This is a genomic window from Candidatus Gorgyraea atricola, from assembly GCA_030765235.1.
In the GTDB taxonomy this organism is placed as follows: Bacteria; Omnitrophota; Gorgyraeia; order Gorgyraeales; family Gorgyraeaceae; genus Gorgyraea; species Gorgyraea atricola.
Genome location: JAVCCW010000028.1, coordinates 35,384 through 60,109, shown reverse-complemented (window position 1 = coordinate 60,109; position 24,726 = coordinate 35,384). Strand labels below are relative to the sequence as shown.

Genomic DNA, 24,726 nt, shown 5'->3' with positions numbered 1-24,726 from the left:
TTGGGATTTATTATTTAGTCGCTGCCTCTTGTTTCCTAGAGTCAGAAAATTTCACTGAGACAACTTTAGAGACGCCTGACTGCTGCATGGTGATGCCATACATCACGTCGGCCTTATCAATGGTCTTTTTGTTGTGGGTTATTACGATGAACTGTGAGGTGTTTGTAAACATATCAAGGCTTCTTGAAAACCTGTCAACGTTTGACTCGTCAAGGGGCGCGTCTATCTCATCCAGCACGCAGAACGGGCTGGGCTTTACCTTGAATATGGCAAAGATGAGTGAGATCGCGGTGAGGGCCTTTTCTCCCCCTGAAAGCAGCGACACATTCTGAAGCCTTTTTCCTGGAGGTCTTGCCACTATCTCGATGCCAGACTCAAGCACATTATTTTCATCCAGAAGTATCAGCTCGCCGTCGCCGCCGCCGAACAGCATCTTAAAGAAATTCCTGAACTCGACCTGTATACTCTTAAATGTCTCCATAAAAAGCTCTTTTGTGATCTTGTTTATCTTGGCTATGGCCTTTAAGAGCGTGTCCTTTGCCTTTAGTAAATCATCCCGCTGGTGTGTTAAAAACGCGAATCTATCCTGGAGTTCTGTGTGTTCTTCGATGGCCACCAGATTCACTGTGCCCATAGAATCCAGCTTTTCACGCTTTTCCTCGACCTCAGAACGAAGCGCATCCCTTTCTATATCCTGCCAGTTCTCGACTATCTCGACCTCATTCAGGTCCAGCTTATACACATCCTTTATTCGCTGGGTCAGATTCTCGAGTCCATAATTTGTCTCAGCCCTTTTAAGGTCTATCTCATGTACATTCGAACGAAGACTGTTTATCTCTTTTTCTGATTGCTTAAAGATGACTTCTTGCTCTTTTATTTTTTGCATTACCGCTGAATAAACACTCTCTACGCCCTCCAGCTCCACGCCTTTTTCGCCACTTTTCTCAGATAAAGACTCTATATTTTTTTCAAGGGTCATGAGTCCATCACTTAATTCCTTTACCTTTTTAATAGAATCCTCTATCTCTGCCTTACGGGCCTGGCGGCTATTCTCTACATCCTTTAAGGAGCTATCCAGGAGATTCAATGTATTTGAAAGGCCTTCTTTTTTGCTCTCGAGAGAACCTAATTCAGTCCTCTGCTCTGCCACCTCTATGATAAGCTGTTCTTTTTCCTTTGCATAATCACTTATGAGGATCTCGCTTCTCTTGATCCTTTCCTGGTTTAGATGCGTATCGTTTTCTGACTGCTTCAGGGCCTTTACAACACTAAGCTCTTCTTCTTTTAATCTCTCTGCCTCGGAAGTCACCTCGTCTACTTCAAGAGAGACAAGTGAGATCTCATCCGCCACCCCTTTCATGTTCTCCTCTATATTGCTGCGCCTGGTCCTGGCATTGGCAAGCATGATCTCTTTTTCATTAAGGCTCGAGGTGACGACTTCTGATCTTTTTTCTAACTCTTCTTTTTCCTGTTCGCCGGTTAATTTTTCCTCTTCTATTATTTTAAATCTGGCCTCTGACGCAGCTATTATCTCAAAAAGCTCCTTTATGTTCTCTTCTCTATTTATAAGCGTAAGGCCCGCATCTCTGATATCTCCACCAGAGACAAATCCCCTGCCGATCTTTTCGCCAAGCAGCGTAACAAATGTGGATTCTTTTAGATCCGGGTTCTCTTTTAGAATGCTGGCCGCATCTTTCAAGTCTTTTACAATAAAGGTATCTTTCAAAAGATACTCTAAGATGTTTCTGCACTTATTATTTATGCGCGCGAAGTCTATTGCCCTGCCTAGTATACGGCTGTCGCTAAGCGAGGTCTCACTTTGCATCGCCCGGAAAGAATCTGGGTGCGCGAATAATGCCTTGCCGAGTGAATTCTCTTTCAGAAACTCTATTGCCTTTTCCGCAGATTCAAGATCATCGACGAGAATAGACTCCAGGTTTTCTCCGAGTGCTGACTCTATGGCGATCTCGTATCCTTTATTTACACTAAAGAGGTTCGCAAGGGCGTCTTGCACGCCTTCTATTGGCTTTTTCTTAAAAACGCCTTTGCCCATTATGGCCTTTACGCCTGAAGAAAAACCCTCATACTTTGCCTTTGCCTCATTCAGGACATCGAACCTGGATTTATTAGTGGCAAGAGTCTGATGGATCTGCGTTGATTGACTTGTCAGGCTTTCTATGCGGCTAGTCAAAGCGGATACTTTTTGAGAAACACTTTCTTTTTCGTCCTTCAAGGATAGGACTTCTGTTTCTACCTGCTCGACCTCTTTCAACACATCGCTCAGCTTTACATCCAGACTATTTTTTTCTTCCAAAATAGTATCTTTTTCTACTGTGAGTCTCTTGAGTCTCGCGTCATCTGATGCGAGGGTCGTAGAGATCTTTGCGGATTGATTTCTTAATTTAGACTCCTTTGAGGCAAGGTCTATCAGGTTTGCCTTGGATGTGGAAATGGTCGTCTCGTTTTCAGAAATAGTCTTTGAGGTCTCGTCGAGCCTCTTTTCCTTGACTGAAAGAGCGGAGGAACGTTCCATGTCCTCAGTCTGTAGCGTCGAGACCTTTTCTCTTAAGCCCTCTACTTCTTTTCGCTGGGATTTTATACTATCCGCGCTTTTTTCTATCTCGCTCTCGAGATCGATGCGCCTTTTCTTTAGTTCCTCTATCCTTTCCCTGTTCATGGAAAGTTTATCTTTTGACTTAGACACTTCAGAATCAGTCTCTATGATGGTGGACTTAAAATCCATCCTCTTTGACTCGATCTCAGAACGCTGGGTATTCAATTCTGAAAGCTCGCCTATCATTTTTTGCAATCCTGAATTTAGCTCTGATTCTCTTGTCTTAAGGCCTTCCAGATTCGTGCTGGATTCTTTTATTTTTTGGTTTAATAACTCCAACTCTATCCTTGTCAGTTTCAATTCCAGGGCCTTTAGTTCTTCGTATCTTTCCTTATAACGCTCTGCCTTTCTGGCCTGTCTCTCTATAGAATTTATCTGGCGCTTGACCTCTATGATAATATCATTGATCCTAACGAGATTCTGTTCTGTGCCGTCGAGCCGCCGCATAGCTTCTTTTCTCTTTGATTTATATTTTGTGATGCCGCTTGCCTCCTCAAAGACCTCGCGCCTGTCTTCTGGTCTCGAACTTAAGACCTGATCTATTTTCCCCTGTTCAATAAGCGAGTAGGCGCTTGTGCCAATGCCAGTGCCCATGAAAAGCTCACTCACGTCTTTAAGTCTTACGGTGGTTTTGTTGATCAGATATTCGCTTTCGCCTGAGCGGTAGAGCCGGCGCGCAACAGTGACTTCGTCATATTCGATAGGGAGTATACGGTCCTGATTGGAGAGGGTGAGCGAGACCTCAGCGTAATTGACTGGCTCTCTGCCGTCAGTGCCATTGAAGATCACATCTTCCATTTTGCCGCCGCGCAGCATCTTCGCAGACTGCTCACCAAGCACCCACTTTATAGAATCGGCAATATTTGATTTGCCGCAGCCATTTGGCCCCACGATAGCGGTTATGCCCGGCTCAAAGTCCAGCTTTGTCCTTTCGGCAAATGATTTAAAACCAAATAATTCTAATCGTTTGAAATACATACTTGCTTCCTTATATTCCTTTGCTGGTGTCAGGTTCAAAGTGTCAAGTGTCAAGGAACGCCCCTGACACTTGACACCTGACACTTTACACAAACGTAGATATTATTTCTTTAAAACTTCTTTAAACTTCTTTGTCAGCTCTGGCACGACCTCAAATAAATCGCCTACTATGCTGTAAGTAGCTACGCTGAAAATAGGCGCGTGTGGATCTTTGTTTATCGCCACTATTACATCTGACGATTGCATGCCTACAAGATGCTGTATCTGGCCTGAGATGCCACATGCAATATAGATCTTTGGACACACAGTCTTTCCTGTCTGTCCCACCTGATGCGAGTAACTTTTCCATCCTGCGTCTACTGACGCGCGGGAAGCACCAACTGCGCCGCCCAGGACCTTGGCCAGATCCTCTATGATACTGAAATTCTCTGGCTTCTGCAGGCCCCTGCCACCTGAGACAATGATGTCTGCCTCTGTGAGGTTTACGGTCTCTTCTATTTCCTCCACCACATCTAGCAGTTTTGTACGTGAAAAATAGGTATCATCGTCATAACTATTTTCTATGATCTTTCCTTTATGTCGATTATCAGGCTCAGCCTCCTTCATCACCTTATGCCGCACAGTCGCCATCTGAGGCCTGTGATTCGGGCAGATGATCGTGGCCATAATATTACCGCCAAACGCAGGCCTTGTCTGTAAAAGCAATTTTTCTTTTTTATCTATATCCAGTCCTGTACAATCTGCAGTAAGTCCTGCATGGATCCCTATTGCCACGCGCGATATCAATGAACGGCCTATGGAGGTCGCACCGCAAAGCACTATCTCTGGCTTGTATTCCTTTATTAATTTGATAAGCGTCTTTGAGTAGGGCTCACTCTGGTAATGTTTGAGTTTTGGCGAATCTACAAGATACACCTTATTAGCTCCCCTGTGAATAATGTCCTGCGCCTGTTCTTTCATGGCCTCGCCCAGCAAAACCCCGCAAAGCTCTACGCCAAGCGCGTCAGCAAGCTCCCGGCCTTTTCCTAAAAGCTCGTATGCCACGCTCTGGATAACGCTATTCTTCTGTTCACAAAACACCCACACGTTTTTATGCTGTTCTATCTTTTTTGGAAAATCTATATCTGATGGGCTTATCTTGGTAAGTACGATCGCGTCAAACTTGCATGATTCTATGCACGCACCGCACAGATTGCATTTGTCCAGATCTATTACAGCCTTTTTATCCTTCACTTCAATTGCTGCAAAAGGACACGCCTTTATGCAAAGCTTACAACCCGTACATTTTTCATTGATAACCCTGATAGACATTTTATAAAATATCCTTCTTTAACAACTCGACTAATTTCTCGCTTACCTCTTTTGCGTCTCCTTCTAGCATCTGACCTTTTTCTCTGGGGGGCGGCGTGAATATCCTTACCACCTTTGTTGGTGAGCCATTGAGTCCGATCAGATCAGGATCCACATCGAGATCTTTTGCGCCCCACTTTTTTATTTCAATCTTTTTGGCCTTCATCTTCCCCTTTAAAGAAGGGAGCCTTGGCTCATTTATCTCTTTTACAACAGTAATCAGGCACGGCAGAGGCGATTCAATGATCTCATAGCCTTCCTCTGTCATCCTCTCGGTACGCATATAGCCACTACTTGTCCCTTGTCCCTTGCCTGCCCCGTACGAAATCTTTGATTCTCGTATGGGGTCCCTTGTCCCTAAATTTACCTCTTCTATCTTTTTAACATACGCGACCTGTGGTATATCGAGGTGCGCTGAAATGCCAGGCCCGACCTGAGCAGTATCACCGTCGATTGCCTGCTTTCCGCAGATTATAAGATCGCAGTCGCCTATCTTATGGATCGCCTTTGATAGGGTGTAACTCGTTGCCCAAGTGTCGCTCCCCGCAAATGCGCGATCTGAAACAAGGATCGCCTCATCTGCGCCAAGCGAGATCGCCTCGCGCAACGCATCTTCTGCCTGCGGCGGTCCCATTGTCAGAATCGTGACTTTACCGCCAAACTTCTCCTTAAGACGGATCCCTTCTTCAATCGCGTACATATCGAATGGATTTATAATACTTGCCACTCCGCTCCTGATAAGCGTATTCGTCTCAGGATCTATTCTAATATCTGTTGTATCCGGGACCTGTTTTATGCAGACGATAATATTCATATCTTTAGGTGGTGCGCTCCTTTAGTAGATTTAATGCGATGACGCTGCGCTGTATCTGGTTTGTACCCTCGTATATCTGCGTGATCTTTGCGTCGCGCATGTATTTTTCTATCGGGTAATCGCGCATATATCCGTAGCCGCCGAATAGCTGCACGCAGTCAACCGTGACCTTCATGGCCATGTCTGAGGCAAAGAGCTTTGCTATCGCGGAATCCTTGGCAACCTTCTTGGCTCCGCTATCCAGCATCCTTGCTGTCGCGTATATCAATGCCCTGGCTGCCTCTATCTGTGTCGCTATGTCAGCGAGCATAAACTGCACGCCCTGAAAAGAAGATACTGATTTACCAAATTGCTTTCTCCCTTTTACATATTCAACAGTAAGATCCAATGCTCCCTGCGCAATGCCAAGTGCCTGTGCTGCCACGCCTGGCCTGGACTGATCGAATGTCTTCATCGCAACGATAAATCCACCGCCCTCTTTGCCAAGCAGATTCTCTTTGGGGATCTTACAATCTGTAAAAACAAGCTCTCTTGTAGCAGACGCGCGTATACCCATCTTATCTTCTTTTTTTCCAAATTCAAAACCCGGCGTACCCTTTTCAACAATAAATGTCGCTGCGCCGCGCGCGCCTTTTCTTCTGTCAACTGAGGCAACTACAGTATAGACCTCGGCCTCGCCGCCATTTGTAATCCATTGTTTTGTGCCATTCAATATATAATGATCGCCTTTTTTCTCCGCAGTGGTCGCGACTGCTGCTGCGTCACTCCCAGCGCCTGCCTCTGTAAGAGCAAATGCAGCGAGCTTCTTGCCCTTAGCGATATCAGGAAGATATTTTTCCTTCTGAGCGTCTGTGCCAAACAAAATAATAGGGTATGTCCCGAGCGCCGTAGCTGCCAGCGCAAGTGAAATACCGCCGCATGCCTTGGACAGCTCCTCTGTCGCGAGCACGAGCTCCATGGAACCGCCTCCTATGCCGCCGTATTTTTCCTCGATGTATATGCCGCAGAGATCGCTATCCGCCAGGATCTTCACGATATCCCACGGGAATATGCCCTCTTCGTCATACTTTGCCGCAACAGGTTTGATCTTTTCTTTGGCTATCTGCCTTGCCAAATCGCGAATCATTATCTGTTCTTCAGTCAACAAATAATCCATTATCTCCTCCTTATTTTAGACATATTTCTTATATTCTATATATTATTTCCTATGCGTCAAGGATAATCTCATTCATACCGTACTATTATATAAAATTCTGCCTCTTCCTTGTCTAAGCTCTTTGGAAAAGGAAAAAATGGCGAAGTAAGCTTTACGCAATTTACAGCTGCTCGCACAAGTTTCAAATCAGGCTTATTCAGGACAATAGGGCCTTTTGTTAAAAAGCCATCTCTGTCCAGCGTGAATTGCAGTTCAACATCTCCTGTAAACCCTTCCATATCCTGCCTCTGGGCTGCACCAATTATCTCTTTTCTTATAGCAAGGTAGTATGACTCATAGGGTGTTTTAACCACTTCCTTCTTTTCCTGTTTTACCACCTTTTCCTTTTCAGGTTTTTTGTTGCTAAAAACAGGTGTCCATTCTTTTTTCTTCTTAGGTTCTGGTTTTCGTTTTGCTTTAACTTTGGCAGATTTTTTCTCTTTCTTAACTGGCTTTTCTGATTTCCCTATCTTCGCGTCTTCTGTCTTCTTTTTCCACTCTTTAGCATAAAACTCTGCTTCTTTTGTTGATTTACCAGGGTCTATGATATGAGGTGTGATAAATATTACGAGTTCTGTTTTTTCTTTGCTCTTTCCTTTTGTGGAAAACAGTTTCCCCAAAATAGGAATGTCTCCAAGAATAGGCACTTTGTCATTATATTCTGTAACTGTGTCCTTCATCAGGCCACCCAATATAAGTGTGGTATTGTCTTTGATCAGCACTGTTGTCTCTGCCTCTGACGTAGTAACATAAGGGACAACTGTCCTGGTTGATCCATCGGGATTTGTCAGCATGACTGTCTTTGTAGCATCAGTGTTAGACACTTCTGGCTTTATCTTCATTCTAACATAACCGTCGCTATTTATCTCAGGTGTCACGCCTAATGTCACACCAACATCAACGAACTGGACATTATCTGTCGTATGATACGTACCTCCTGATGTGGTTGTCACTTCACTCGTCACATACACCTCTTTGGCGCCAACCAGGATTTTTGCCTCTTCCCTGTCAGCAACAGTAATTCTCGGGCGCGACAGGACATTAGTCTTGCCAAATGTCTCAAGAAGTCTTAACACATTTAAATGAGTGCCACCTTTCTTGGCTATAGTCAATACATTCGGAGTAGTGCCTGCCAAGCTGGTAGTAAGATGTGTAGTCGCCTCTATTGTTATGTTTCCCAGCGTAGCAATGCTATCCCAATCTATTCCATAGCTATGTTTATCCGAGAGTGTCACCTGTATTATCTTTGCATCTATGAGCACTTCTCGCGTCTTCTCATCAAATGCCTCTACCACCTTCTTTATCTCATTGATCTTTTCCTGGGTGTCTTTAACCACTACCTTGTTTGTCCTTTCATCAAATCGTATAGTCCCCATATCCTTGGAAAGCATCTTTTCTAACTTCTCTTTTATGGAATCTGCCTTTGCATAATCAAGAGAGAAAATCTCAGTAACCAGCAGGATATCTATTTCTAAAATAGCCTGCTTCATTCTTTCAATGTTTTTAGAATTGTCTATTAAGACTAATGTGTTCGAGGCATCATCCGCAATGACCTTGCCTAGCTTTGTTTTCATCTTTGTCAAGGTCACTGCGACAGTGGAGGCCTTGGCATAATTAAGCTTAACTATTTCTGTCTTGGTCCTGTCTTTAAACCTGGCGCCATTCATCTTTTCGTATTTCCTGGCAGTCATGACCCTGATAAGGCTGCCTTTCTCTTCATAAGCAAGGTCATTTGTGGAAACTACTATATCCAGGGCATCCATTACATCCACATCCTTCACGTAAACCGATACTGTTCCTTTCACATCCTTATCAGCTACCATGTTAAGCCCACTCTTCTGCGAAAGGATCTTAAGAACATCGCGTATCTCCATACCTTTAAGATCCAGCGATATTAATTCTGGATCTTCATACTGCGGCAAGACCATCGGCACTGCAGAAAAAATAGATATCGAAAATATAACTATAGATACAATAACTCTTTTTATCATCGGAAACCTCCCCTTTTACATATTCAATTCTATTTTTTCACCTTTATAATCTAAGGTCACGCCATTATCTTTTATTTCGATAATCTTAAAATCTCCGAAACTATCGTCTTTGTAAAGAAAAAAGGTCTTTCCTGCACTCTTGTCTTCTATTATAACCTGGTCGCTATCACCTGTGATGATGCCCAGCACAGCCAAGTCCTTTACTAATTCCTCTTTTGAGGCAAGAGATTTTTCTTCAATCACTATCTCTTCCTCTATATCCACGTCCTCTACTAGAGGCAAAACTGCTCCATCTTCCTTTGGCAGCTCTACCATGAGCTTAGACCTCTCTTGGTCAGGGGTGAGAAAATCCACTAAAAACACAATAAGTATAACCAATATAAGAACGATCAAGACAATGTTTATTTTCGTAAACACCTTTAAATCCTTCCTGAGCTTACGTTTTTTCTGCGCATCTTTTATGAGATTAAGAAGTTTCCCTTCTGAAGTCATACCAGCCATTAATCCAGATCCACCTTTCTATCGCGTTCTATTACCTCGTCTATTAAATCAGTATCCACCACGGACCTCTCTTGCATTAAAAATTCTTCTAATGCGAGATGACAGATATTTGCTATCTGCCGCGGATAGCCCTGTGTATACTGGTAGATCATATCCATTGCATTATTACTAAAAAGACCTTTTCCTGAATTATAACCAGCCTGCTTCAGTCTAAACTGTATCATGGCCCTGGTCTCATTTATATCAAACGGGTTGATCATATACTTCAGCGAAACCCTGTCTGAAAAATTTCTTATCCTTTTTAATTTAGGCAGAAGCTCTGTTTGACCTATAATCACGAGCTGGAGAAGTTTGTATTCATTAGTTTCGTAGTTCAGGAGCGTGCGCAATATCTCCAGGCTGGATGCGCTCAATTTCTGAGCCTCGTCAATAATAAGCACGACAATATTTTCCTCATCCACGCATTTTTTAAATAAAAACCTCTCTATGGCCTCTTTATAATCAAGGGCTGAACGAAAATTTGGTCTTATGCCAAAAAGTTTTGCCAGGTAAACAACAAACTGAAACTCTGAATCATAGGTAGGATCAAAGATCATGTGAGTAACTATAGTGTGATCCTGATTTAGATTCTGGACAAGCGCGCGGGCAAGCGTGGTCTTCCCGATCCCCACGTCTCCTAAAATCACGCTCAGCCCTCTCTTAAGCCTGATCGCGATCTCAAGCCTCTGCAGTGCCTGCTGATGAGACGTGGATGGATATAAAAAATAAGGATCTGGACTTGTTGAAAATGGCTCTTTATTGAGATTGAGAATATTATAATACGACATCTGACCCGAGTAACTCCTTTATCTCTGCAAGGCCTTTATTCTGTCTGCGCAAATCCCTCACCTTTTTCAATCTCTCAAGCACTACATCATCAAAGTATCTAAAGTTAGTCTCTGGACTCCTGCCAATCTCCTTTATGACACCTATATTAAGGTAATACTTCACAGTGTGCACTGTGTGTCCACTTAGCCTTGCCAGATCTTTAATCAAATATATCTTATTCATAGCTCTCCAAGTAGAGAGTGAGAGTTCACTCTCCATATAGAGAGTAAGTATGCCCCACGATTTCCTTATTGTCAAGGTCAACTCCTAACTTCTCTGTAGGCCAGGTTTAAACCTGGCCTACTTTACACTTAAGCCTTGGTTAAGTGTAAAGTTAAATTAGGGGTTTGGAGAGAATTAGGGTACCTTTTAGGGTGGATGGAGTGTCTGTGGGGGTTCTTAGGTCGAATTTTTTTATGGTGATTAGCAAAGGGGGTTCTATGATCTTAGATGCGAACTTGTTGATAGCGGAAAATGTGCCTTCTACCTGCAGCTCAATGACATATTCCTTATAATAGCCTTTTTCAACAACTGGCCTTGGCTTTATATTGGCTGTTTTTACACCTGTTGAAATGGCATGTTTTTCTATGTAACTCAAAATCCTTGAAAGCGTCCTGGTAGTGGATGCATAGCTATTATACTCTTTGATAATATCATTTCTATTCTCCAGCAATTTCAAGCCTTTCTTTAAGGCAATTTCATTTTTTATTATATCATTATTAAAATTATGCCATTTTTTGAAAAGTGGATCTATTAAAAAATTATACGCCAGCGCCAATACGACAACTCCAGTAGCAATAATAGATATATATTTTTCTCGCTTGGAAATATTCATGGCTTTAATTGACACCTTAGATTAAAATCTACTATCTCTTCTCCCTTTACCTTTTTCTTTGTAGCATATTTAACTTCCACCTTGCTGAAATACTTGGAATTCTCCAGTCTTTTTACGTAATTTAGGAGAGTAGCCATGGCCTTTGAATTGCCTTTATAGAAAATATTATCCTTTCCATCATAATCTAAGCCTGAAATTGATATATCTTGGGGGACTGTTAGATAAAAATCCTCTAAAACCTTTATAATAAAACTACCCTTTTCTAAATGATCCTTTACAGCCTCGGTCTTTTTAAGGATCTCGTCCAAACCTTCTATCCTTGCGTCCACTTCTTCTACCTTTGTAGAAATCGCGCCTATAATTTTATTTTTCTGGTGAATCTTTGAATAAAGTAAAATAGAAAATAATACAATAACCACTCCTACAAGAGAATATGTAACTATGGACTCGCGCCTCTTTACTAAACCACGTCTTTTATGACTGATCTCCTTTGGCATAAGGTCGATCTGAGGCCCCAGATCAAGCAGACTCAAATCCTGGCTATATTCATGAAACCTTACAGGAATCGTAAACTGTGCCTTTATCTTTTCTATTTTATCGTCGATATTCACACCTGAATGGCGTACTATAATTATATCTTCTATCTCAGGATTTGCCTTTTCTCTTTTATAGGCTAAAATTGAACGCTCTATCTCACCTAAAAATGCGTGCCTATCCTTAAAACCTCTGGAAAATATCAGCCGTGAGCGATCTATTATCATTATCTCTGAGTCTTCTTCTCTAACATGAATAATAAGACTTACCTTATCCTGGCTTACCACATTCTCTTTTAACAGGAATAGATATAATAGCTCACTATATAGTCTTATGCTATCTACATGAGCAGCCTCGTCAATCTTTTCCTCTATCACATCTCTGGTAACAACTGTTAGCATGAGTGATGAGAAACCTTCTCTATGGGAGTCAAGATTTCTATAGCTGATTATCAAATCTTCTTTTGGATGCGGGATCTCCTTCACGATCTGAAATTCTGCCATCTTCGCTATCTCAGATTCGTCTAGAGATGGTACGTCCACGAACTTAACAAAGACTTGATGCCGCGGTATGATTATCAATCTTCCCTCCAATGATAGATCTTTCCTGATGTCCTATCGACTATAGCTTCAGCAGTTTTTGTTGCATCAGTATCATCTGCCAGAACAGCCTCTGCCCATATGCGAAAGATATTAGACTCCCAGTTAAACATAGCTGGATCCAATCCTTGTATCATGCTGATATCACTAGTATTTGTAAACATATCATCGTTATTTCTATAATCTACTATCGCCTGTACTAAAACTGGATCGCCCACAACTGCCATCAGTACATCTGAAGATGCAGTATTTATGTTTACCTTGACCTCATCTCCTCTATAAATCGTAACTAGATCCTTAATTGTATTATACACCTCTCGCGTCATAGCCTCTACCAGAAACAACTCTTCCATAAACTCAAAGTCCTTATTATGATCCGTCCTATACTTTAATATATTATTAGCAATATCATCTTCAAGTCCCAGGTTCTTAAGGTTATCTATTGTGCAATGATTCAGATTTAATCTGGCTGCTTCATCAGATGCGCCATAGAGTACTGTATCATTTTTCAATGTCAATTCCTTTGGATTATCCTTACCTCTATTCCAGTCCTCATCTAAGCTGTCGTACCCATTTTTATCTTTAGTAAGTTCTACAAGCATCTTCATGACACCTGCCTTTGCAAAATAAGTGCCTTTTATGCTATCAGCCTCGTATTTTGCCAGCCTTACATCAGTAGATGCCCGACGAGAAATAATCACACTAAGGATGGCTAAAATAATTAACACCCACAATGTAAATATCAAGATGCTTCCTTTTTTCTTCATTGTATCTTAAAATCCGGCTGTTTAAGAAAAATGGTCTTGCTGTAAACCCCATGCCTTTTGCTTTTTGCTCTATCTGCAAAAGGCACGGGGCAAGTCTCCTCATCCTCTAAAGAAATCCTTATGCCAGAAGGAAGGTCATCTTCATTCCAATTATCCTTCCATTCGATATCTTCGGCCATAGCAGCATATTGAAATTTAATAGACTTCATTGGAGGCGATATCTCTTTTTCTTCTTCGTCTTTTGTTCTCAGAATTTGACTTAGTCCGCTATCTTCATTTTCGTTCACGCTATAGGTAATTGTATAAACTTTATCTGAGACAACTAAAGGAAAAGACATGTCTTTTGACGTGCCTTTAAATTTGGTGTCAGAAAAGAAGAATGTATTTTTCAGTTCCTTTTCCATCTTTAAAAATGCCATGCGTATCTCTTGCAGGGATTTTTCTCCTTGAGCGCGCCTCCATGTCTTTAAACCCATATAAAACACGCCATAAACTGAAACGATTACTATGCTAAATATTGTTACACTAATTATAAGCTCAATCAGGGTAAACCCTTTTTTCTTCATAAATTTTGTCAAAATCCGGAAGACCTTGTTTTAATTCGCAATCAAGGGCCTCGTATAATTCCTGCTCAAGAACCAGGCCTAGCCTGAAATAATCCCCTGAGAGGTCTATCGCCCTTATAGATCTCGTAAAAGAACTTATTATAAATATAAAACAAACTGAAAGAATCGTAGTGCTGACTAATACTTCCAGCAATAAAATCCCTTTTTTATTCTTCCCAGTTCGTAATATCATCGCCTCCGCCCTCTGCAGCGTCAGGGCCATAAGAATAAAGATCGTAATCAGTGTCATGATCCCCTGGGCTTCTGTATACATAAGAATTTCCCCATGGATCTTTTACGCTTCTTTTAAGATATGGGCCTTTCCAGTTTGCGTCCGAGCCTGATTTTGCCTTTAAGGCATTCAGGTCAGACGGGTATTTTCCATTGTCCAGCTCATATAGATCAAGCGCCACTGAAATATTGGCATTTATATCTGCCTTTGCAGCGGCAATCCTTGCCTCTTCTGAACGGCCCACAAGCCTGGGCACTACTAATGACGCAAGCACCCCTATGATTATTACGACAAGCATCAGTTCTATCAATGTAAAACCTTTTTGACTACTCATAATTACCTCCTATAGTAATCGCTGAACTACGCGGAAGTTCCGCGATTTGTCAATGTGCAGTCAACGATATCTGAAATACTGGCAAAAGCATTGATATTACGATAAAACCTACTACCACACCCATGATCAATATTATAGCTGGCTCTAAAAGAGATGAGAGTATCTTGATCTTTCTGTCGCTCTCGAGCTCGTAACTCTTTGCAGCCTTAAGTAAGGTCTTATCCAGCATCCCACCCTCTTCTCCTATCGTTGCCATATTTACGATAAACTGGGGAAAGCTGGTATTCTTTTTTATCGCAGCTGCAAGCGATGAACCTTCTCTAACATCATTATAGATCCTAAGCGCCTCGGCTTTTACAACCTCATTTTCGATTACATCAGAGGTAATCTTTAATGCAGAAAGAATCGCCACGCCATTTTTAAGAAGCATTGAAAGCGTGCGTGAGAATCTAGCAAGCTCACTATCCCTTACTAGCGCTCCAATAATAGGCAATTTTAATTTGAACCTGTCTATAGCCCCCTTGGATTTACTCCTTGCAACAAAAAATATCGCGCCACCTATAAAAATGGCTAATAATATCCAGTAACTCCTTATAAAATCACTAAATCCAATAAGCATCCTTGTGGGAAGAGGTAAGACCTCGCCCATCTCAATAAACATATTGGCCAATTTTGGAATAACAAATCCTGTTAGAATAAATATTGTACCAGCACCTACGATCAGCATCAGCATTGGATATGCCAGTGCAGCCAATACCCTGGACTTTACATCCTCTTCTTTTTCCAGAAAATCCGCGATATTATTGAGCACGTCCCTAAGCATGCTCCCTGCCTCACCTGAGCGAACCAGATTTACATATAATTCTGAAAAAACACCTGGGTAGTCTTTCAAAGATTCAGAAAAGGTATTGCCATCCCTTACCTTTTCCCTAATACCTCTTATGATCTCTTTTAACCCCGGCAGCTCTATTTGATTTTCAATTATATTTAATGCCTCGTACAGGGCCAGGCCTGAATCCAAGAGCTCTGAGAGCTGCCTTGTAAAAATCGCAAGGTCCTTTGTTTTTACAGGTCTTCTTTTTTGTGAGGCTAAGGTCGAGGTCTCTTTAACCCATATAGGATAATAGCCCTGCTGCATGAGCTGCTTTACAGCCTGGGCCTCTGATTCAGCCTCGATCTTTCCCTCTATAATCTCTTTCGGCCCTTTTTTCGCTTTGTAAATAAATTTAGGCATTTAGTCTTCCTTTGTAACCCTGATCACCTCGTCTATCGTTGTCAGGCCCTTTTTCACTTTTTCCCATCCATCCATGCGGAGCGTGTGCATGCCTAACTCCAATGCCTTTTTCTTTATCTGGTCAGCTGATGAGCGGTGAAGAACTAGTTCTCGGATCTCTTCATGCATAAGTAAAAACTCATATATGCCTGTGCGGCCCCTGTAGCCTGTAAACTTGCATGACTCACATCCTTTTCCCTCAAAAATAATTACCTTACTTATATTTTTCTCTTTTATTCCAAATTCCTTCAAGACCTTTTTATCAGGTCTTTTCTCAATCTTACACTTCGGACAGATCAGCCTTACAAGGCGCTGCGCAGCAAAACATTCAACAGAACTCGCAGCAAGATATGGCTCCACACCCATATCCAACAAACGCGCCATGCCTCCTGCAGCATCATTTGTATGCAAAGTACTGAACACGAGATGCCCTGTCAATGCAACGCGAATAGTTATCTCTGCTGTTTCAAAATCCCTTACCTCGCCCACCATCATGATATCTGGGTCATGACGAAGCATTGAGCGCAGACCTGCTGCGAAACTAAGCCCAATGCGAGGGTGGATCTGGATCTGCGTCACGCCCTTTAATTGATATTCTATGGGGTCTTCTATGGTAATGATCTTTTTGTCTTTGTTGTTTATCTTGGATAAACACGCGTAAAGCGTAGTAGTCTTTCCGCTGCCTGTAGGTCCTGTTACAAATATGATCCCGTGCGGCTTTTTGATAAGGACTTCCATGATCTTTTGATCAGAAGAAGAAAGTCCAAGATTCTTCAGGCTATACAGCATTGTGCCGCTTAAAAGCCTGATATCAACGCTTTCTCCAAACTGCGTGGGAAGTATGGATATCCTTAGATCCAGTTCTTCCCCTCCTACCTTGATCTTTATCCTCCCATCCTGCGGGAGCCTGCGCTCAGCAATATCCAGGCTCGCCATAATTTTTATCCTGGAAACAATAGCAGCCTGAAAATATTTTATATTCTGCGGGATTGGGATATCGTACAAAACACCATCCACCCTGTATCGTACCTTAAGCTCATCCTCATACGGCTCAATATGAATATCCGTGACCCTGTCTTTAACTGCCTGCACCAGGACCTGATTTACAAATTTTATAATCGACGCGTCCTCTGCAAGATCCTCTATATCCTCTGTTGTCTTTGCTGACAGCTCTATATCTTTGGCCATATCGCCCGTATCCACTATCTCTTCTATGGTCTCTGCGCCAATGCCATAATATTTCCTGATGGCCTCGGTTATGTCTGACTCAGTTGCCAATAACCCGATCACATCACAACCCAGAAGAAGTCTCAGGTCATCCAGTGACCTAATATCCAGAGGATCTGAGACCGCAACACTCAAAATGTCTTTATCAAATTTTACTGGCATGAGCCTGTAATGGCAGGCATATCTGGCAGGGACTTTTTCAAAAATCACGGAATCAATAGTAAGTTCTTTTATCTTAACATACTCCATCTTCAACTGCTCGGCAAGAATAGGATACAGTTCTTCTTCACTGATAAAACCAAGCCTTACCAGAGTAGTCCCAAGAAAAAGGCCTGTTTTCTCGTGCTCCTTCAAACCCTTATCTAGTTCCCGACGAGAAATCAGGCCTTTCTGGATAAGCCTTTCACCTAAGAGTATAGTTTTTTTAATCAGCATCTTGTGTGTGCATGCAGGATCTCAACTTAAAAAACGATCTGCGGATATTCTATATACATTCTTCTTCTCCAGCAAACAAACATCCTTTTCCATGCAAAGCTGCACCAAAGGAATATTGCCCAGCATCCTTTGAATGTCAAAACAATGCCTTGAAACAGGGCTATCGGAAGATTTAGCTTCGATTAAAAGCCATGGTTTGTCTTGTACCGTTATTAAAAAATCTATTTCTTTTTTATCTTTATTTCTAATATAAAAAAGCCGATAATCCCCGCCCAGGGCATCATTCCATAAAGTAATCTGCGTCTTTAACTCAACCGCTACATAATTTTCAAATCTATTTCCAGGTTCTTTAACGCGCGACCAATCGTAAAGATAGCACTTTGATGCCCTTAGTAAGGAGCGCTTTATATTTTTCGAGTAAGGGTATATTCTAAAAGCTAAATAAAAATCTTCTAACCTTTTAAGATAATTCTTTATAGTCGGCGGACTTACTTCCAAATGAGAGGCTAAGGATGACTCAGATATGGGGCTGCCGGCCATCTCTGGCAGTAATTTATATAGATCATATAAATATTCCCTGTCTATTATTCTTGTAAGCGCTCCTATGTCTTCTTTAATAACCGTGTCTAAATAATCCTGTGACCATTTAGCCTGAAATTTTTTAGACTGCCTTGTAAAAGGTTCGGGAAAACCGCTATATTCTATTAAGGAATTTAATTGGTCATGGGCCTTGATATTACGTTCTATTTTCTGTTTAATAAAATCCGACGCGTTGGAAGAGGACGGGATCAAGAAAGATTTGGCGCCGATCAGCTCACAAAGACATAAAGGAAAAAGATGGAAGGTGAAATATCTTCCTGATAGGCTGTCTCCCGCGCGTCTTTTTATATCAAACTTCGCTGATCCAGTAACGATAAAATTATAATTATCAAAAGAGGAATCATATATGCCCTTTAAAATATTTTTCCACTTGGGCATCTTATGGATTTCATCAAAGCATATCCATAATTTATGCGCTGATGATGCTGCATCCTGCGTAAAAAAAAGTTCATTGTCTTTATATCTATTTCTGATCGACCTAAGATCCCATAGATAATACAACCCTTTGGTGTTCTCTTGTTCTAATTTCAACTTCGCAAGGGTAGTCTTACCTGATTGACGAGGCCCGGTTATAAACCTCATCTGCCTGCCCCATTCGTCTGAGAACGCTATATTATACAATATTCTATCTATCATGATCTAATATAAATATACACTATGCCTTTAAAATAGTCAAGCTATTTTAAGTATATGTTTAAAATAGTCGAACATGACTAGTTTACAACTTTAGCGCACAGCATAAAACAAAAGTTGTCAACAAGATTTAATTCTATCCGCATTATAATCTAAGTTTACACCAAAGATGTTAAAAAAATCAAGGTATTTTTGCACTATCAATACAAAAGGTGGATTGTAACGAAGGTGTGCTAATCTTAGTTGAGGTTTGATTCACGAAAGGCTAATTAGTCAATTGCAGGAGGCTGTTTTTTATCTTGTACAGTTATGATGATGGTCTTCGAGCTAGAGAGTTCACCGTCAGTGACTTCAAAGGTGACTTTCTGGGTACTAGCAGGTGTCCATGAGAAGGTATTACCCTTTAAGGCTGCACCATCTGGCGGATTCTTGAGTGAGTAAGTGAGATTATTTCCATCAGGGTCAGTTGCTTCGATGGTGAAGTTAAGGGTAGAGCCTTTTAAGACGGTCTTATTGCCTATTTGTGCAAAGATAGGGGCATGGTTTTCTACGGGTAATTTAGCTATCTTTCCCACTACATACATTGCAATAAAATTAGCATCCAGGTGTGTTACCTGGCCATTGCGAGTTACATCAGCAGCGTATATCTGTGTAGGGTTAAAATTGATCAGACCCTCAACATACTGAGCAACCAAAGAAGCATCATACATCAGTACCTTACCATCAGAATCCACGTCGCCAATTATGGGCAGCCGTTCCTCTACCGTTATGGTAACACCGCCGGCCTTTACAGATACACCTTGTTTATCAACTACTTCTACAGTTACCTCATAACTGCCTGGCTTATCAAAGCGATGTGCAATGTCTTTTTGACTTAGGCCTCCTGTTGAAGATTTACCATCTCCGAATCTCCATATAACATAGCTTATATCAGAGTCACCATCAGGATCATAGATCTTAGCCTCGAAGTTAACAGATTCTCCTACAGTAATCTTCCTTGCAGAAACAAAAGTGATTTCAGCAGCAGGTGGACGGTTAGTATTTTCGACAGTGAGAGTAAACTCTGCCTCCGCTGATTCCAGGCTGGTGGATGTGGCCTTCACTCTTAGAGGGTATGTACCGCTGTCAGCATAGACGGTCTGCCAGGTGAATACACCTGTAAGGCCATCTATTGAGCCTGGTCCTTCTACCTTTATGTAGGTTATTTTGTCTCCGTCCGGGTCAGCTGAAGCGAGTCTAAATTGCATCTTCTCTCCTTCATTTACAGTTAGACTAGCTATATCGTTCTTGAGGATGGGCTTAGAGGGTTCTCGGTCAGGCCTTTTATTTACAGTAACTACTGCTGAATCTGTTGCTGCAGCACCAGATTTATCACGCACAGTCACTGTTACTGTGTAGTCTCCTGATTTTAAATAGGTCATTCTTCCGGACCCATTACATCCCCCTTGCGTCATTGAAGCTATGTCATTTCCATAATCCCATGCGTCGCATAGTAAGTCACTATCTCCGTCTGGATCGCTTATCTGGGCTGTAAACTCAACAAGTTCGCCTACCAAGGCTGGATTTGGAGAGATAGAGGTTATTGTGACTCTGGGCTTACGGTTAGTGTTTTGTACCTTTAATGTAAACTTCTCCTCTATGCGATACTTTCCCATAGACAAGACTACTGTTATGTCAGGGTATATGCCGCTGTCCTCAAAGCCAGGCCTGAATACAATAGCAGTAACTATCCTAGGTCCATTATGATAATCTAAAATAATATCATCTGCAAATTCTGGCAGTTTTTCAACATGCATAGCATACAATTCGTAGTCAGGAATATCTAGTGTATTAATGTTAACTGTAAGCTCTTCACCCTCGCTCATCTCCTGATCAGGTATGGATTCAATCTCAGGCGGCCGCGTAGGAGGTGTATTTACAGTTATAGTATCTGTGGCTTCTGCTGTACCACCAGATTTATCATACACCTTGACTGTCACTGTGTAATCCCCGGACTTTAAATAGGTCATTGCCCCGATTCCTGAACAACCTCCTTGCGACATTGAAGTTATACCATTCCCATAGTCCCATGTGTCGTATAACAAGTCGCCAGCTCCATCAGGGTCGCTTATTGCTGCCTTAAACTTAACAGGCTGGCCTACCAAAGCTGGGTTTGGAGAAATTGAAGTTATTGTGACTTGAGGATCATGGTTTACTATTGTAGCTCTATATCCTGTGTGACACCCTATATCTATTCTGGAAAGTTCACTATCAAGAGGGTCATTAGGATCTCCTGCATCTATACACGGAGAATTAGGCTGAAGATGATAATCCCTTGACGAAACATTAACAAACAATGGATCACTAGAGATGGCTCCCGTACCTGGCGAACAACCCTTATAGTCCGCACCATTATTCCAGACATTGTTATATGAAGATCTAATTGATGCGCCATCGTCTAATCTTATTCCCGCTCCTTGATTATTGGTTATTATGTTATTTTTTACAATGGTCTTAAGCGTGCCGCGGGCTATAATCCCATCACGGCTAGAAGGAGAGCTTGAAGAGTCTATGGTGTTATTTACTATAGAACAAAAGCCGCCATAAGATATAGATATGCCTTCATTACTACTGTTTACAACTAAGTTATAATTGACTGAATTACCAAGACCTCCCTCAAGAGAAATTCCAATCTTGCTGCAATCTATACGATTACTCTTGATAAAGCTATTCTTAATATCTTTTGCCAAAATTGAGGTTTCTAGCGCAAGCATCTTATTATCTTCTACTCTTATATCTGAACAATTCTCCAGAACCAGACCATTAAGATCTATTGCAAATGCCTCGACTGCATTATTTTTAAATATAATCCTGGAAGAATCATTAATGCTTACAACTTCAGGCAAACCTGTATGACCTGGAATAGCCATAAATCCCAATCCATCTATAGTAATGTATCTAGCATTATCAATGCTAAAGCCATCAACTAAAGAAACGATTGTTGGCATGCCTCCTTGTTTAGCTACTAAATAATTTGGCTGTTCATATGTGCCAGAATCTGAATCATCTATGGCACTGCTGAAATCCTCCTTATAAGCTCCATTACCTTTGGCAATTTTTATAGTAACACCTGATTCATAGTGCAAGTCATTCAATGCTGCAGTGATCGTTGTATATGCATTTTCCCATGAGGTGCCATCATTTGCACCAGTAGCAGAATTATCAACATAAATTACGCGCTCCCTCTCTGGATCAAAATTATTTACGACTATCTTGAATATATCCTCTGCATAACGGCCATCATCTGCAGTAGCCCTAATGGTTACATAGTACTCGCCGCCATCATCAGCATCATTATAATCTGTCTGCCATGTGTAAATACCACTCTTTGGCTCTTCTTGTGAATTTTCTATAAAGCCAGGATCTGAAGAATAGGGAAGCGAATAAGTAATAGCCCTTCCTTTAGGATCAAAAGAATATACCTTAAATAATACCTCCTGACCTTCATATACCTCAAGGCCAGTTGCGCCTTTAGGCTGCGCATCATCTAGTACAGGTTTCTTGAGATCCCTTGGATGTGTATACCCTGTATAACATCCTATATCCACTCGCGAACCCGCACTATCAAGCGGATCGTTAGGATCCCCTGCATCTATACATAGAGAATCAGACCTGAGATGATAATCACCTGATGCAAGATCTACGAATAATGGGTCGCTAGAGATATCTCCTTCACCTTTTGAACAGCCTTTGTAATTCACACCATTATTCCAGAGATTATTATACGAAGACGAGACTGAGGAGATCCCTTCTGCGCATATACCTGCGTCCTCACCATTTATAACAATGGTATTCTTTACAGTATTATTAGCACTATCCAGTAAATAGATACCAAAATCTCTATTGGAGTCTATTGTATTGTTTACCACCTTTATATTTGAAGCGTCTATAATATCAAGGCCTGCGTTGATAAATTTGAATCCTTTTATCTTAAAGTATTTGACATCCTTGAGTGTAAAAGTAGAAGCTATTATTGGGGCATGCTCATCTTTTGCTACTAAGGAATTATGATTATCCTTTACTCCTGAATCTGTCCCATTAGTGATATTGGTGAAATCCTCTTCATAAGCACTGCTACCCTGTGCTACCTTTATAGTAACGCCTGATTCATAGTATAAGTCATCAAAGGCAGCGCTAATCGTTGTATATGCATCCTGCCAGGACGTACCATCATTTGCACCGCTAGCAGAATTATCAACGTAAATCACGCGATCATTCACCCTTACCCTTACCTCTACAACCACCTTATCCTCGCATACTACTGAGCCATCATCCTCAACTGCTAGTCTAATTGAATATGTCCCTTCAGTTAAATTTGATATATTCCATGTACCTAAAACATCCTCTGTGGTACTCTCGCCTAAGTCAAATTCTTCCCACCTGGAGGGATATGTGCCCTTTCCATAATAAAGCGTGTAATCCCCTGTAGCAGTACCTATAACTTCCACATCTTCAATTATTATATCATCATGCTCTGGCGAGGTTATCTCTGTTGTGCAAGGGACATCTTCATCCTTTAATGCCTCATAGACATTGACCCTGCCTGTACCTATATATTTATCAGAATCACAGCCATCTACGCTACTTACTATCACCTTTTTAACTTCACTATTGCTAAGTGAACTATCTTTTGAAAGTATAAGTCCTGCTAGACCTGCTACGTATGGAGCAGCCATTGAGGTACCTGAAGAAGATCCATAACCTGAACGAACAGTTGATAAAATATTCTCGCCTGGGGCTGCAACATCTATCCAGCTGCCATAGTTTGAAATCTCTGTTTTTTGATCTTTAAAATTAGTAGCAGCTACTGCGATTACATTGTCAAATGCCGCAGGATAACATTTATTACTGGAATTTCCGTTGCCTGCGCCTGCTACAATCACACATCCCTTTTGATAGGCATATGTTATCGCGTCTTTTACTGTCTGAGAGTTGGCTCCTCTGAGACTTATAGAGATAATACGAGCGCCATTATCAGCAGCATATTTAAGTGCTTCCGCTAAAAGATCACTTTGTGAAATAGTGCGCACTACATTGCCATTAGGGGGCTTTAAGCTTACCCTTAAAGACATTATTGAGCAAGAATGACACACGCCTGCCACGCCTATGCCATTATTCCCTACTGCACCCGCAATACCTGCACAGTGCGTGCCATGGTTATTCTCATCTTTAGGGTCATTATTAAGGTTAGCAAAATCATAGCCATAGTAATCATCTACATACCCATTCCTATCATCATCTTCTCCGTTATTAGGGATTTCGCCTTCATTTGTCCAGATGTTTTCTGCTAGGTCTGGGTGAGTATACTCTACACCTGTATCTATAATAGCTATTACAATATCCTTGTTGCCTGTTTCAATATCCCAGCCAAGATCTGCCTGTGTCTTTTTATGAGACCACTGCTGTGAGAGCATAGGATCTGGCTCACCATCTATGGTGTAAATATAATTTGGCTCAGCATATACAACATCATCCCTTGCCTTATACCTGCTACATGCAGCCAATACATCCTCTGACGGATCTATCTTAAGAATATAAGTATCAGGCATCTTACCTTTTTTCTTTTTGAAGAGAGGCTTTGCTGAATCTATAGATGCAGCCTTTTGAATCGCCTCAGGCTTAAACTTTACTATAAACTCACCTGGGACATACTGCAGATCTTTTATTGGCTTTTTCTCACCCTTAACATCATCTTTATCTTCGTCTTCCTCCTCATCTTCATCCTCATCTACAGCATTGACAAGAATTTTCAGTGGAGCTGTAGCTGTCTCGCCCTCATCGTCAGTTACAGTCAATAGACCTATCATTAAAGAAAACATTGAAACAGACCAACTGTTTTTACTCCACTTTAAAATAAAATAAGGTGAGTAATAAAATCTATCTCTATCTTCTGCAATATCTCCATTAGTATCTTCTACAGTGAGCTTGACTGTATAATATCCTTCTTTGATACAGAATACTGTGCCTGTTGCCAAAACACCGTCTGGAACCTCGTCTTCTGAAACCTTAAGACTCGTCCAATATGTAGGTGACTCACCTGTGCCATATTCTATTTTATAGCTCTTGAAATCTGAACCATAGGCAGAACCATTAACAACAAGATGTCTAGTAGGACTGTCAAACTCGATTGAAGAAATTTCAGCAGTAGGAATGCTATATGCTACAGAAGGGCTGGCACAGGCGAGAAAAACAAATACTGCTAGTAATGAAAAAGATAATAAAATTTTGCGGGAAGTAAACAAAAAAACTCCTTTTTTTGTAAAGATATTTGGTTCATTATATTATACTATAATTGCCACCTAT

At 41.4% G+C, this 24,726-nt stretch carries 18 protein-coding genes; all 18 read right to left on the bottom strand.

Annotated features, from left to right (window positions below; genetic code table 11):
• Positions 1-10: 10 nt before the first annotated feature.
• Positions 11-3,592 (bottom strand): chromosome segregation protein SMC, encoded by a 3,582-nt coding sequence (gene smc / locus P9L93_05390; protein ID MDP8230518.1) that lies wholly within the window; start codon positions 3,590-3,592, stop codon positions 11-13.
• Positions 3,593-3,694: 102 nt separating this feature from the next.
• Entirely contained in the window at positions 3,695-4,903 is a 1,209-nt protein-coding gene (locus P9L93_05385; protein ID MDP8230517.1) for an electron transfer flavoprotein subunit alpha, read from the bottom strand.
• A 1-nt stretch (position 4,904) separates the two neighbouring features.
• Positions 4,905-5,756, bottom strand: coding sequence for an electron transfer flavoprotein subunit beta/FixA family protein (locus P9L93_05380; protein MDP8230516.1), 852 nt, complete (start codon positions 5,754-5,756; stop codon positions 4,905-4,907).
• Positions 5,757-5,760: 4 nt separating this feature from the next.
• Positions 5,761-6,912 carry an acyl-CoA dehydrogenase family protein gene (locus P9L93_05375; protein ID MDP8230515.1) on the bottom strand — a complete coding sequence of 384 codons (1,152 nt, stop codon included), beginning with the start codon at positions 6,910-6,912 and terminating at the stop codon, positions 5,761-5,763.
• Between the two features lie 68 nt (positions 6,913-6,980).
• Positions 6,981-8,942 carry a secretin N-terminal domain-containing protein gene (locus tag P9L93_05370; GenBank protein ID MDP8230514.1) on the bottom strand — a complete coding sequence of 654 codons (1,962 nt, stop codon included), beginning with the start codon at positions 8,940-8,942 and terminating at the stop codon, positions 6,981-6,983.
• 15 nt (positions 8,943-8,957) lie between these two features.
• Positions 8,958-9,443 (bottom strand): hypothetical protein, encoded by a 486-nt coding sequence (locus P9L93_05365; protein MDP8230513.1) that lies wholly within the window; start codon positions 9,441-9,443, stop codon positions 8,958-8,960.
• Positions 9,443-10,270, bottom strand: a complete 828-nt coding sequence (locus P9L93_05360; GenBank protein ID MDP8230512.1) for an AAA family ATPase — start codon at positions 10,268-10,270, stop codon at positions 9,443-9,445. The genes P9L93_05365 and P9L93_05360 overlap by 1 nt, the downstream gene beginning before the upstream one ends.
• A complete protein-coding gene (locus P9L93_05355; protein ID MDP8230511.1) occupies positions 10,257-10,493 on the bottom strand; it encodes a MerR family transcriptional regulator in 237 nt (78 codons plus the stop codon). The genes P9L93_05360 and P9L93_05355 overlap by 14 nt, the downstream gene beginning before the upstream one ends.
• Before the next feature lie 151 nt (positions 10,494-10,644).
• Positions 10,645-11,145: a type 4a pilus biogenesis protein PilO gene (gene pilO / locus P9L93_05350; protein MDP8230510.1), complete on the bottom strand. Its 501-nt coding sequence runs from the start codon at positions 11,143-11,145 to the stop codon at positions 10,645-10,647.
• Positions 11,142-12,260, bottom strand: a complete 1,119-nt coding sequence (locus P9L93_05345) for a PilN domain-containing protein (GenBank protein MDP8230509.1) — start codon at positions 12,258-12,260, stop codon at positions 11,142-11,144. The genes pilO and P9L93_05345 overlap by 4 nt, the downstream gene beginning before the upstream one ends.
• A complete protein-coding gene (locus P9L93_05340; GenBank protein ID MDP8230508.1) occupies positions 12,257-13,045 on the bottom strand; it encodes a helix-hairpin-helix domain-containing protein in 789 nt (262 codons plus the stop codon). Before P9L93_05340 ends, P9L93_05345 begins: the two co-directional genes overlap by 4 nt.
• Positions 13,042-13,611 (bottom strand): prepilin-type N-terminal cleavage/methylation domain-containing protein, encoded by a 570-nt coding sequence (locus tag P9L93_05335; GenBank protein ID MDP8230507.1) that lies wholly within the window; start codon positions 13,609-13,611, stop codon positions 13,042-13,044. The genes P9L93_05340 and P9L93_05335 overlap by 4 nt, the downstream gene beginning before the upstream one ends.
• Positions 13,583-13,843 (bottom strand): hypothetical protein, encoded by a 261-nt coding sequence (locus P9L93_05330; GenBank protein MDP8230506.1) that lies wholly within the window; start codon positions 13,841-13,843, stop codon positions 13,583-13,585. The genes P9L93_05335 and P9L93_05330 overlap by 29 nt, the downstream gene beginning before the upstream one ends.
• Positions 13,818-14,216: a type II secretion system major pseudopilin GspG gene (gspG, locus tag P9L93_05325; protein ID MDP8230505.1), complete on the bottom strand. Its 399-nt coding sequence runs from the start codon at positions 14,214-14,216 to the stop codon at positions 13,818-13,820. The genes P9L93_05330 and gspG overlap by 26 nt, the downstream gene beginning before the upstream one ends.
• 49 nt (positions 14,217-14,265) lie before the next feature.
• Entirely contained in the window at positions 14,266-15,450 is a 1,185-nt protein-coding gene (locus P9L93_05320) for a type II secretion system F family protein (protein MDP8230504.1), read from the bottom strand.
• Positions 15,451-17,151, bottom strand: coding sequence for an ATPase, T2SS/T4P/T4SS family (locus tag P9L93_05315; protein MDP8230503.1), 1,701 nt, complete (start codon positions 17,149-17,151; stop codon positions 15,451-15,453).
• A gap of 21 nt (positions 17,152-17,172) precedes the next feature.
• Positions 17,173-18,387, bottom strand: coding sequence for an ATP-binding protein (locus P9L93_05310; protein MDP8230502.1), 1,215 nt, complete (start codon positions 18,385-18,387; stop codon positions 17,173-17,175).
• A gap of 266 nt (positions 18,388-18,653) precedes the next feature.
• Positions 18,654-24,665 (bottom strand): S8 family serine peptidase, encoded by a 6,012-nt coding sequence (locus P9L93_05305; protein MDP8230501.1) that lies wholly within the window; start codon positions 24,663-24,665, stop codon positions 18,654-18,656.
• Between the last annotated feature and the right edge of the window lie 61 nt (positions 24,666-24,726).

Coding starts and splice junctions, on each gene's coding strand:
- P9L93_05330 (MDP8230506.1), bottom strand. CDS start 13,843: ATGATATTACGAACTGGGAAGAATAAAAAAGGGATTTTATTGCTGGAA.
- P9L93_05365 (MDP8230513.1), bottom strand. CDS start 9,443: ATGGCTGGTATGACTTCAGAAGGGAAACTTCTTAATCTCATAAAAGAT.
- P9L93_05370 (MDP8230514.1), bottom strand. CDS start 8,942: ATGATAAAAAGAGTTATTGTATCTATAGTTATATTTTCGATATCTATT.
- P9L93_05355 (MDP8230511.1), bottom strand. CDS start 10,493: ATGAATAAGATATATTTGATTAAAGATCTGGCAAGGCTAAGTGGACAC.
- P9L93_05320 (MDP8230504.1), bottom strand. CDS start 15,450: ATGCCTAAATTTATTTACAAAGCGAAAAAAGGGCCGAAAGAGATTATA.
- P9L93_05385 (MDP8230517.1), bottom strand. CDS start 4,903: ATGTCTATCAGGGTTATCAATGAAAAATGTACGGGTTGTAAGCTTTGC.
- P9L93_05360 (MDP8230512.1), bottom strand. CDS start 10,270: ATGTCGTATTATAATATTCTCAATCTCAATAAAGAGCCATTTTCAACA.
- pilO (MDP8230510.1), bottom strand. CDS start 11,145: ATGAATATTTCCAAGCGAGAAAAATATATATCTATTATTGCTACTGGA.
- P9L93_05380 (MDP8230516.1), bottom strand. CDS start 5,756: ATGAATATTATCGTCTGCATAAAACAGGTCCCGGATACAACAGATATT.
- P9L93_05340 (MDP8230508.1), bottom strand. CDS start 13,045: ATGAAGAAAAAAGGAAGCATCTTGATATTTACATTGTGGGTGTTAATT.
- P9L93_05310 (MDP8230502.1), bottom strand. CDS start 18,387: ATGATAGATAGAATATTGTATAATATAGCGTTCTCAGACGAATGGGGC.
- P9L93_05335 (MDP8230507.1), bottom strand. CDS start 13,611: ATGAAGAAAAAAGGGTTTACCCTGATTGAGCTTATAATTAGTGTAACA.
- smc (MDP8230518.1), bottom strand. CDS start 3,592: ATGTATTTCAAACGATTAGAATTATTTGGTTTTAAATCATTTGCCGAA.
- P9L93_05375 (MDP8230515.1), bottom strand. CDS start 6,912: ATGGATTATTTGTTGACTGAAGAACAGATAATGATTCGCGATTTGGCA.
- gspG (MDP8230505.1), bottom strand. CDS start 14,216: ATGAGTAGTCAAAAAGGTTTTACATTGATAGAACTGATGCTTGTCGTA.
- P9L93_05315 (MDP8230503.1), bottom strand. CDS start 17,151: ATGCTGATTAAAAAAACTATACTCTTAGGTGAAAGGCTTATCCAGAAA.